This window comes from Proteobacteria bacterium CG1_02_64_396 (assembly GCA_001872725.1).
Taxonomy (GTDB): Bacteria; Pseudomonadota; MNWR01; order CG1-02-64-396; family CG1-02-64-396; genus CG1-02-64-396.
Genome location: MNWR01000002.1, coordinates 1 through 8,905, shown reverse-complemented (window position 1 = coordinate 8,905; position 8,905 = coordinate 1). Strand labels below are relative to the sequence as shown.

The window sequence follows — 8,905 nt, the reverse complement described above, 5'->3', positions numbered from 1 at the left end:
GCGCCGGCGGGTAATCGGTCCAAATTTCCCCGGTTTTTCGTCACATAGCCACCACTATGATCCTCAAAACCGTGAAAATTTGGCCTCGATTCCCTACTCGGCTCGCTACGGACGCTCAAGCCCGACAGACTCCTAGCCGTCGTTCGCCCCCCCTGGCCGTCGTTCATGAATTAGCAAGGAAATCGCCACCTCGGGGTCATGCAAGATCCCATAATCTGTATGACATGGAGGGCGTCCCGCCCACCGCGAACAAGGTCGAACCCCTTGGAGGTTGTCATGAGTGAACAAGCTGCAACCATTGAAGTGTCGGTATGGGACCGCACCACCCGGTGGTTTCATTGGATCAACGTGTTGTGTGTCGTTTCCTTGTCTTTTCTGGCGCTGGCCCTGCTCAACGGCAAGGCGTTGGGCTTGAGCGGGGAGGGCAAAATCCTGCTCAAGACGGTGCATGTCTACATGGGCTATGTGTTTGCCGCCAACCTGTCCTGGCGCGTCGTGTGGGGTTTCATCGGCGGCAAGTACAGTCGGTGGAAGGCGGTTTTGCCCTTGGGCGTCGGCTTTATCGGGCAGCTCAAGGATTATGTTGCCGGCGCCAAGTCGGGGAATCCGCCCCAATATGCCGGGCATAACCCGATGGGCAAGTTGATGGTGGCGGCGCTGTTCTTGGTTCTGTTCGGCATGGCCTCGACCGGATTGGTCTTGGCGGGGACCGATCTCTACCTGCCCCCCTACGGCGGTCACTTCGCAGCCTGGGTGACCGGGGGCGATCCCTCCTTGCTGGCCCATTTGGCCCCCGGCTCCAAGGAGTATGTGGTGCCGACCCTTTATGACGAGATGCGCAATTTCCGCAAACCCTTCGTCGAATTCCACGAAGAGGCCTTCTGGGTACTCTTGGGGTTGGTGGCGGTGCATGTGGGGGCGGTGGTGGTCACCGAGATCAGGGAGCGCAGCAACCTGATTTCGGCCATGTTCACCGGGCGTAAGGTATTGCGCGGCAAGCCGGTCGACGCAGACAAATAAGTTGCGTGTTCGGGGGCGCCAATCCCGGCCCCCCCTTTTAACGAAGCTTGGATGGAAACCTCATGTTCAAGGTCAACGAATATTTTGACGGCAAGGTGAAATCGCTGGGGTTTTCGACCGCCGAGGGCCCGGCCACCATTGGGGTGATGGCGCCGGGGGAGTACGAGTTCGGTACCTCCAGCCAAGAGATCATGTCGGTCACCAGCGGCGCCTTAGAGGTTAAGCTGCCGGGCGACGACAACTGGACCCCCATCGCCCAGCACGAGTCGTTTGTGGTCGAGGCGGGGCAGAAATTCGGGGCGCGCTGCACCGTCGAGACCGCCTACCTCTGCCTGTACCGGTAAAAAACCAAAGCCCCTGCGCCAACCGGCGCGGGGGCTTTTTGATGGAGTGTTTCGAAAGGAGTCCCCGTGGCAGATCTACACCCCCGCCTGGCTGCCGACACCTACAGCCTGGGCCGTTTTCCTCTGAGCCGTTTGCTGCTCATGAACGATCGCACCTACCCCTGGTTCATCCTGGTTCCCGACCGGGAGGGGGTTTCCGAAATTCAGGATCTGAGCCAGGAAGACCAGATCGCCCTGATTCGGGAGTCCTCCCTGCTCTCCCGCGCCATCCGAGCCACTCTGCACCCCACCCGCATCAACGTTGCCGCTTTGGGCAACATGGTGCCGCAGCTGCATGTGCACCACATCGCCCGTTTCGAGGACGACCCCGCCTGGCCCGGCCCGGTATGGGGATTCGGCCCCGCCATCCCCTATCTGATTCCCGAGGTGCGCAGCCGAATTCAACCCCTGGCGGCGCGGTTGGGGGAAGACTTCGTGCTCGATCCCCAATGGCGGGCGATGAAGGTGGCGGGGGTGCGCTAGGAGTCTGTCGGACTTGAGATCGTCCTACTGCGCCGGCGGGTAATCGGTCCAAATTTCCCCGGTTTTTCGTCACATAGCCACCACTATGATCCTCAAAACCGTGAAAATTTGGCCTCGATTCCCCACTCGGCTCGCTACGGACGCTCAAGCCCGACAGACTCCTAGGTTGGTGGGTTTTGTGGGAGCGGACTTCTGGCCGCGAATGGGGGGGCTTCCCGACGCCGGTTCTTTCTTGCCGTTTCCCGCTAGGCACGACATCGGCTTCGCTTCGGCCACAGAAGTGGCCTCCCACAAGCTCCGGGGACCCCGGTCACATCGCCATTTGCCTGTAGGAGCGGTCCCCGACCGCGAATGAAGAGGCGACCCGGCGCCCTAAGATCCGCCCGTGCCAAGTGCCCCAGCAGGAACGCGCTACGCCGCACTCCCCCTTCGCCCCACAAATAAAAAACGGCCACGACGGAGCGTGGCCCTCCAAAAGGCGACACCTAATCAGCGGCAGAAATCACCTTCTACAGGCAAGGGTGAGGGATGGGTGGGGGCTTGTTGGGGCGGGCTTCTGTCCGCGAATGGGGGGCGAAATCGCACTGTTTGCTTGCCCATCCTCCGGACCCCCCGCCTCCGCCGCACACCCCCACCGGGCCTCGGCTTCAGGGGGCGGTGGCCTCCTGGGGCAGCACCGGTAGATCCCCGACCTCTCCCTGCACCACAGCGTTCATCTCCTCCTGCGATACCGGCAGATAGCGGATTTCCTCCCCGGCCTGTTGCATCTTTTTCAGATCGAGCACCGCCCCGGGGGGTAGGTCGGCCCCTTTGCCCAGGTTGCCCTGCACGGCATAGATCACCCAGCGCGGCCCCTCCAGCGACAACACCAAATAGGCGGCGTCGCTTACCGCCAATACCGAGTGGGCCGCCAGATGGCTGATCGTGCCGTAGCCCAGCACCACCCCGCCCCCGAGTTCGTAGGTGGGGGGGACGACCACCGCTTTCGATAGGGAATAAATCCCTAAGCCCGCGCCGGCGAGGGTCGAGGCGGCGGTGCCGACCACGGCGGTGCTCCCCGCCAAAACGGTGCCGAACCCCTTGCTGGCCAGGCTTGCCCCCTCGCCCGCCACCATGACGGTGGCCCCGGCAGCGGCCCCCACCGCGCCCCCCACCACACCGACACTCCCCTTGCCGACCGTGGCGCCCACTGCGGTGAGCGGCACCCCGACGTAGCGGATCGTTTGCCCGGTCAGGTAGCCGACCCCCTGGGTCAACCGCCCGGTCGCCTGCCCCGTCGCAATGGCGGCGCTACCGGCCACCGCGCCGGTGACCCCAACGGTGGTGGCGGCAGCTTGGCCGCCTGTTACCTGGAGCAGACTGTAGACCCCCGCCAGGGCGGCGGTGGCGGTGGGGGCGACGATGTCGTAGGCCATGCCGCCGGTGTGCCAGGTGACCTCAACCGCCATCGTGGTGGTCGCCATCCCCTCGTTCCACACCACCAAAACCGGGAAGGCAACGGTGTTGACCGCCAGATAGCCGACCGAGGAGGTGCCCATCTGGGCCAGAGGTTTGATGAGTCCGTCCCAGAAGACCCCCTGCAACACCCAACGCATCGCCTTGATGGAGGCCAGTCCCAACCCGGTAGCATCGAGGTTTTCGTCGAACTCCTTGCCCGCTTGGGCGAAATCGCTGGCGACATCGTCGCCGTATTGCTCAAGCGCCTGTCCGAAGAGGTCGGTGAAGGTTTCGGAATACTCGGCCCGCAGCTCGTTGGCCTGGGTAAACCCCTGTTCGAACTGGGTGAGATCAATGCTATCGGCGACGTCGCTACCCCTCTGGGCCAGGTTTTCAGGCAGTGCCAGGTAGCCGTCGACGAAGCTGCTCCAGGCAAAATCGAGGCTTTCGCCGCTCGCCTCAATGGAACCTGCCGAAAGCCTTTGAGCCAGCTCGCCGCTGCTGGCCACGATGGTGCGGCCAAGGTCCATCCCTGCATCGGCGAGCATGGCTCCCCGCTCGACCGCATCGCGGCTCAAGACGATGCCGAATTGCCCCATCTCCTCGGCGAGCTCTTTGCCAAAGCGCCACGAATCGACCGCCGAATCGCCGATCAGATCGGAGGAACGGTCGATCAGCAGCATCCCCAGGGGGCGGGTCACGTCGGTCACCGCCTCGCCCCCCGCAGTGCCTAGGGTTTGAATTTTCCCCGCGTATTCAAGGCTCAGCGCCGTCCCCTCGGGGATGATGTAGACCGACTCCTGGGCCTGTTTCAGGGCGGTGAGGAAGGACTCACGCGCCTTCATCCCCATCATCTCTTGGGCCAGTTCGAGGGCGTCGGGACCGGGGGGAATCAGGGCGATGGAGGTGTGGGGGACGTGGAAAGCGCCGTTTTCGTAAAGCGACAGGTGTCCCTCGCGGACCAGGGTTTTGGTGTTGACCAGCGGATCGTCGGGGGCGGGGTGGGCGCAGGCGGTCAGCGACAGGGCCAACAGAAGAGGGAAGATAGAAGGTCGGTTCATATCCATGGCTCCTTACTGCCGCAAATCGTCGGGGAGTTTTTGCAAGATGGTCTGCACCGTCTCGGGGTCGTCGCTCAGGGTTTTCACCGCAATCCCTTGATCGCGCAGGGATTGCAGGTCGACCACCGAGCCGACCGGCAGATCGCCCACCGACAGGGTTTCTTCCCCACCGCCCACCTTGCCCTGGGCCATGGCGACCACCAACCGGGGGCCGTCCCAGGCCAGGAAGACCGCGGTGTCGACCGCCCCCATCAGGGCGTGGACCGGCAGGGCGGTCAGGGCGTTGTAGCCCAGCACCACCCCGGCGGTCGCCTCATGAATCGCCACCTCGGTGGTTCCGGCCAGGGCGTCATAGGTCACAAAGGCAACGTACTTGGCCGCATCGAGCACCGCCCCCCCCGCCGTCGTGGCGGTCGCGGCCACCGGGGCGGAGGCGGTGAAGGCGACCTGATTGAGCGCCCCGGCCGAATAACCGGCGGTGTAGGTGACCGGCAGGGTTCCGAACGAGAGCAGCGACAGCCCCCCCAACAGCCCCGCCTCGACGGTGGGGGCGACGATCTCGACCCCGAGCTTGCCGGTGTAGTAGACGCTCATCCCCACCGCCTCGACGGTCCGCCCGGTGATGGCCACCGCTGTGGCGGTGGGCAAAAACACCGCCTGCGCCGCCGTCCCCACCCCCTTCTTGACGGTGGTGACCAACGTTTTGGCCGAGGGCTGCACCGCCCCTTCGTAGAGGGCGTCGAAGTAGCCGACCAGCAGATCGCCCAACCCTGCCAGGGAGTTGCCCGCTTGCCCCGAGCGGCGATAGGCGGCGTCGAAACTCGTGGCAGCCCGCTCGAAGGCGGTATCCCAGGCCTTGGCGATGGGGGTGGCGAAGTCGGTGTTCATCCAGGCGGTCAAATCGTAGATGTTGCCGAAATCCTCTTTCAGTTCGCTGAAGTAGCCGCCGGGGATCGCCATCAGCGCCTCCCGGTCGGCCTGGCTACGGATTCCCAAACTCAGGTTGCCTTTGATGAGGCTGTTCCAAACCCCTTGCAGAGACTCCATCCCCAGCTTGCGTTGGTAGGCGGCCCATGCGTCGGTCCCGGCGAAGAGATCGCGGCGCAGCCGACTGCCGGTTGCGTGCAGTCCAGAGGCGGTGTCGATCCCTGCGCTCAGATTGTTTTGGAACGAGGCGGTGAAGGCGGCGGTATCGCGCCTGATTGCTCCGGTGGCTGCCGCAATGGCCATGGCCGAGGACTCGACCGCCTCCTCCCGCGCTTGGGCCAGCGCCTGTTGGGTCGAGGTGATGACCAACCACCCCTCGTTGTAGAGGGCCTGATGGCCGCGCAGGTTGGCCATGGTGGTGGGGATGGTTTGTTCCAGGGTTTGCTGGGGGGGGGTGGGGTGGTGGCGCAGGCGGTGAGGAGCAAGGGGAGCAACGGGGCCCCGATTCGAAGAATCCATCCGGTTCTAAAACACATAACCCCCCCAAGAAAGGAAATACCTCAACAACCGTGTTGTGTTCGATCAAGTCGCACGCTTGAGTTGGCGGAAGACGGCCCCATGAACGGACTTTATATGTCTAAATTAATCTAAAAATTAAACACATATAAACGATGTGTTTACAGCGTCAACCCATGTACTGGAATCAAGCATCCACCAAAGCCCCGAGCAAGGCATCGTTGATGTAGTACCACTCCTTCCCGATTTTGAGGGGGCGCAGTACCCCCAGATCGGCCAGGGTGCGCAGATAACCCGAGGCGGTCTGCCGCTTGGCGATCCCCGATTCCTCTAAAAAACGGATCTTGCAGTAGGGGTGCATGAAGATCGCTTCGATCAAATCCTTGCTGTAGATCCGGGGCGATTCGGTTTGAACCCGAAGCCGCACCTCCTCCATCAAAACCACAATTCGGGAGATTCGCTCCGCAGTCTGTTTCGAGGTTTGCGCTACAGCCTCCAGCATAAAGAGGATCCAAGCCTCCCACCCCCCCTCTTCGGTGACCTGCCGCAGTCGCTCGTAGTAAACGGGCCTGTTGTGAAGGATGTAGTGGGACAAAAACAGGATGGGCAGATCGAGCAGCCCCTGCTCGACCAAATAGAGAATATTGAGGATTCGCCCTGTTCTTCCGTTGCCGTCGGGGAAGGGGTGGATCGCCTCGAACTGGTAGTGGAGCACCGCCAGTTTCACCAAGGGGTCGAGCCCTTCACCCACCCCCTCGTGGGCATGGATGAACCGTTCAAGGTTGGTCAGTTTGTCACGGATCACCGTCTCCCCCTCGGGTGGGGTGTACAGCACCGATCCGTCGTTCTGATTGATGAGTGTGGTACCGGTGGCGCGGCGCACGTCGTAGTTGCTGCTTTTGATGATGCGCACGATCTCGACAAAGAGGTTGGTGGACAGGGGGCGCTGTTGCAGGGCGTCGAATCCGAACCACAGCGCCTGTCGATAACGTAGAACCTCTTTGGTGTGGGGATCGGCGTGTCTCTCGGGGTCGGCGGCGGCTCGGAACAGCTCGTCGTTGGTCGTGACGATGTTCTCGATCTGGGACGACAACCGCGCCTCTTGCAGCACGATGCTGTTAATCAGCAGGCGTGGGTTGGGGATCTGCCGGGCCAGTCCGCGCAAATCGGCAAGGTTGCGATTGGCGGCGATGGCCTGCTTGAGGACCGCCCGTGTTTCGAGCTCTGCAACAGGGGGGATCAGGGGGAGGTCGTTGTAGGGCAGGTGACGGGCGTAACTCATGCGGCCGACTCCAGTTATTCAAGAATGAAGGGGGGCATTGCTGCTCGAAACTACCCCCGAATCGCCCGCCTCAGCCGTTCGAGATTGTCCAAATTGCCCAGGCAGATCAAGACGTCGCCGGCGTTGATTTCGGTGTTGGGGGAGGGGCTGAATTGCAGCGCTTTGTTGACCTCGACGATGCCGACCACCATGACCTCGAAGTCTTCGCGGATGCGGCTGTCGCGCAGCTTCATCCCGTCGAAGTTTCCCCCTTTGGGGATGGTCAGCTCCTCGACCGAGAGGTCGACGTTGGTTTTGTGCAGCACCAGATCGAAGAAGTTGCTCGCCGAGGGGCGCAGGGCGGTGTGGGCCATCTGCACCCCCCCGAGCAACGCGGGGGAGATCACCCGGTTGGCCCCCACCTTGCGCAGTCGTTGTTCCGAGGCGGCGGTGCCGCTGCGGGCGACGATGAAGATGCCGGGAGCATGTTCGCGTACCGTCAGAATCAGGTAGACGTTGGTCGCTTCGTCGCCGATGGCGCTGATCACCCCCCGCGCCTTGTCGAGCCCCACCTTGGTCCAGATGGCGCCATCGCTGGCGTCCCCCTCGACCGCGGTCCAGCCATCCTGGACCGCCCGCGCCACCCGTTGCGGATTCTTGTCGATCACCACAAAGGGGGTTCCCTCGTCGAGCAGGGTTTGGCAGACGGTGCGGCCCAGGTCGCCCAAGCCGCAGACGATCATGTGGTCGTGCAAGGTCTCGATGCGGCGCTCCATATGGTGCTCCTTCAAGGTGATGAGCCGTTCGGTCAGGGCCGAGGCGATGATCGAGGTGAAAAAGGCGAAGACCCCGATGCCGAAGATCATCGCCACCACCCCGACCGCCTTGCCCGCCAGGGTGACCGGGACGATATCGCCGTAGCCGACGGTGGTGATGGTGACGATGGCCCACCAGAAGGCTTTCCAAATCGAATCGACGGTGGGGTTGCTCCCCATCTCGACCGAATAGAAGCCGATGGCGACCATCGCCCAGACCAGGGCGACCACGGTCGCCAGGGCGAGCAGTTCGAAGGCCCGTTCCCGCAGAATCCCGCCCAGGAAGGCCAGATCCCGGGAATAGCGCAGCAGTTTGAGAACCCGGAAGACGACCAAAACCCGGAACATCCGCAAGGGGCGGAAGTAGGGCAGGATGGCGATCAGGTCGATGATCGACAGCGGCTGGCGCATCCACACCCACTTGGGATGCAACGCCGTCTTGAGCGCCTCCCAACGCTGCCAGACACCGCCCCGTTCGGGCCAGCGGCGGTGCAGCCGTTTGATGGCGCGGCGGTAATCGACCCCGAAGTTGGAGCAGACCCACAGACGTAGCAGATATTCGGTGGCGAACAGGGCGATGAAGAGATCGTCGAGCAGAAACAATCGCTCACGGTCGGCGGGGGGAAGGGAGGGGTCGAGGCTGAGGATCAGTGCAACAATCGAGGCGGTCACGACCAGCATCATGGCCCAATCGAAGATCCGCTTGGCCCGGCTGGCGGGGTCTTCGAGCACGCGGTAGAGGATGGATTTGAGGGAGGAGAGCATCGGGTGCCGGTCGCCTGGTTCCTTTAAAAAAGCCCGATTCGACGGGCGATGGCTAGGAGTCTGTCGGGCTTGAGCGTCCGTAGCGAGCCGAGTGGGGAATCGAGGCCAAATTTTCACGGTTTTGAGGATCATAGTGGCGTCTATGTGACGAAAAACCGGGGAAATTTGGACCGATTACCCGCCGGCGCACGACTGCATGGATGCAGGAGGTAGAGCAATGCAGGAGCAATTGCCGAG

Annotated in this window: 7 protein-coding genes; 3 read left to right on the top strand and 4 right to left on the bottom strand. The window is 62.7% G+C overall.

From position 1 onward, the window contains the following. Positions 1–276: 276 nt before the first annotated feature. The 3 genes from AUJ55_00075 to AUJ55_00065 all read left to right on the top strand — a co-directional run bounded on the left by AUJ55_00075 (position 277) and on the right by AUJ55_00065 (position 1,886). Positions 277–1,020, top strand: a complete 744-nt coding sequence (locus tag AUJ55_00075; protein ID OIO61465.1) for a cytochrome B — start codon at positions 277–279, stop codon at positions 1,018–1,020. Positions 1,021–1,082: 62 nt separating this feature from the next. Further along, positions 1,083–1,364, top strand: coding sequence for a hypothetical protein (locus AUJ55_00070; protein ID OIO61464.1), 282 nt, complete (start codon positions 1,083–1,085; stop codon positions 1,362–1,364). 66 nt (positions 1,365–1,430) lie between these two features. Beyond that, positions 1,431–1,886 carry a hypothetical protein gene (locus tag AUJ55_00065; protein OIO61463.1) on the top strand — a complete coding sequence of 152 codons (456 nt, stop codon included), beginning with the start codon at positions 1,431–1,433 and terminating at the stop codon, positions 1,884–1,886. Positions 1,887–2,533: 647 nt separating this feature from the next. On the opposite strand, the gene AUJ55_00060 is transcribed toward AUJ55_00065, so the two are convergent. From AUJ55_00060 to AUJ55_00045, 4 genes are all read right to left on the bottom strand, one after another. After that, positions 2,534–4,384 carry a hypothetical protein gene (locus tag AUJ55_00060; protein OIO61462.1) on the bottom strand — a complete coding sequence of 617 codons (1,851 nt, stop codon included), beginning with the start codon at positions 4,382–4,384 and terminating at the stop codon, positions 2,534–2,536. 12 nt (positions 4,385–4,396) lie between these two features. Then, the gene (locus AUJ55_00055) at positions 4,397–5,830 is read right to left on the bottom strand and encodes a hypothetical protein (protein ID OIO61461.1); all 1,434 of its coding nucleotides are present in this window, start codon (positions 5,828–5,830) and stop codon (positions 4,397–4,399) included. 184 nt (positions 5,831–6,014) lie between these two features. Continuing rightward, positions 6,015–7,109, bottom strand: a complete 1,095-nt coding sequence (locus AUJ55_00050; GenBank protein ID OIO61460.1) for an addiction module protein — start codon at positions 7,107–7,109, stop codon at positions 6,015–6,017. 50 nt (positions 7,110–7,159) lie between these two features. Continuing rightward, a complete protein-coding gene (locus AUJ55_00045) occupies positions 7,160–8,668 on the bottom strand; it encodes a hypothetical protein (protein OIO61459.1) in 1,509 nt (502 codons plus the stop codon). Positions 8,669–8,905 lie beyond the last annotated feature (237 nt).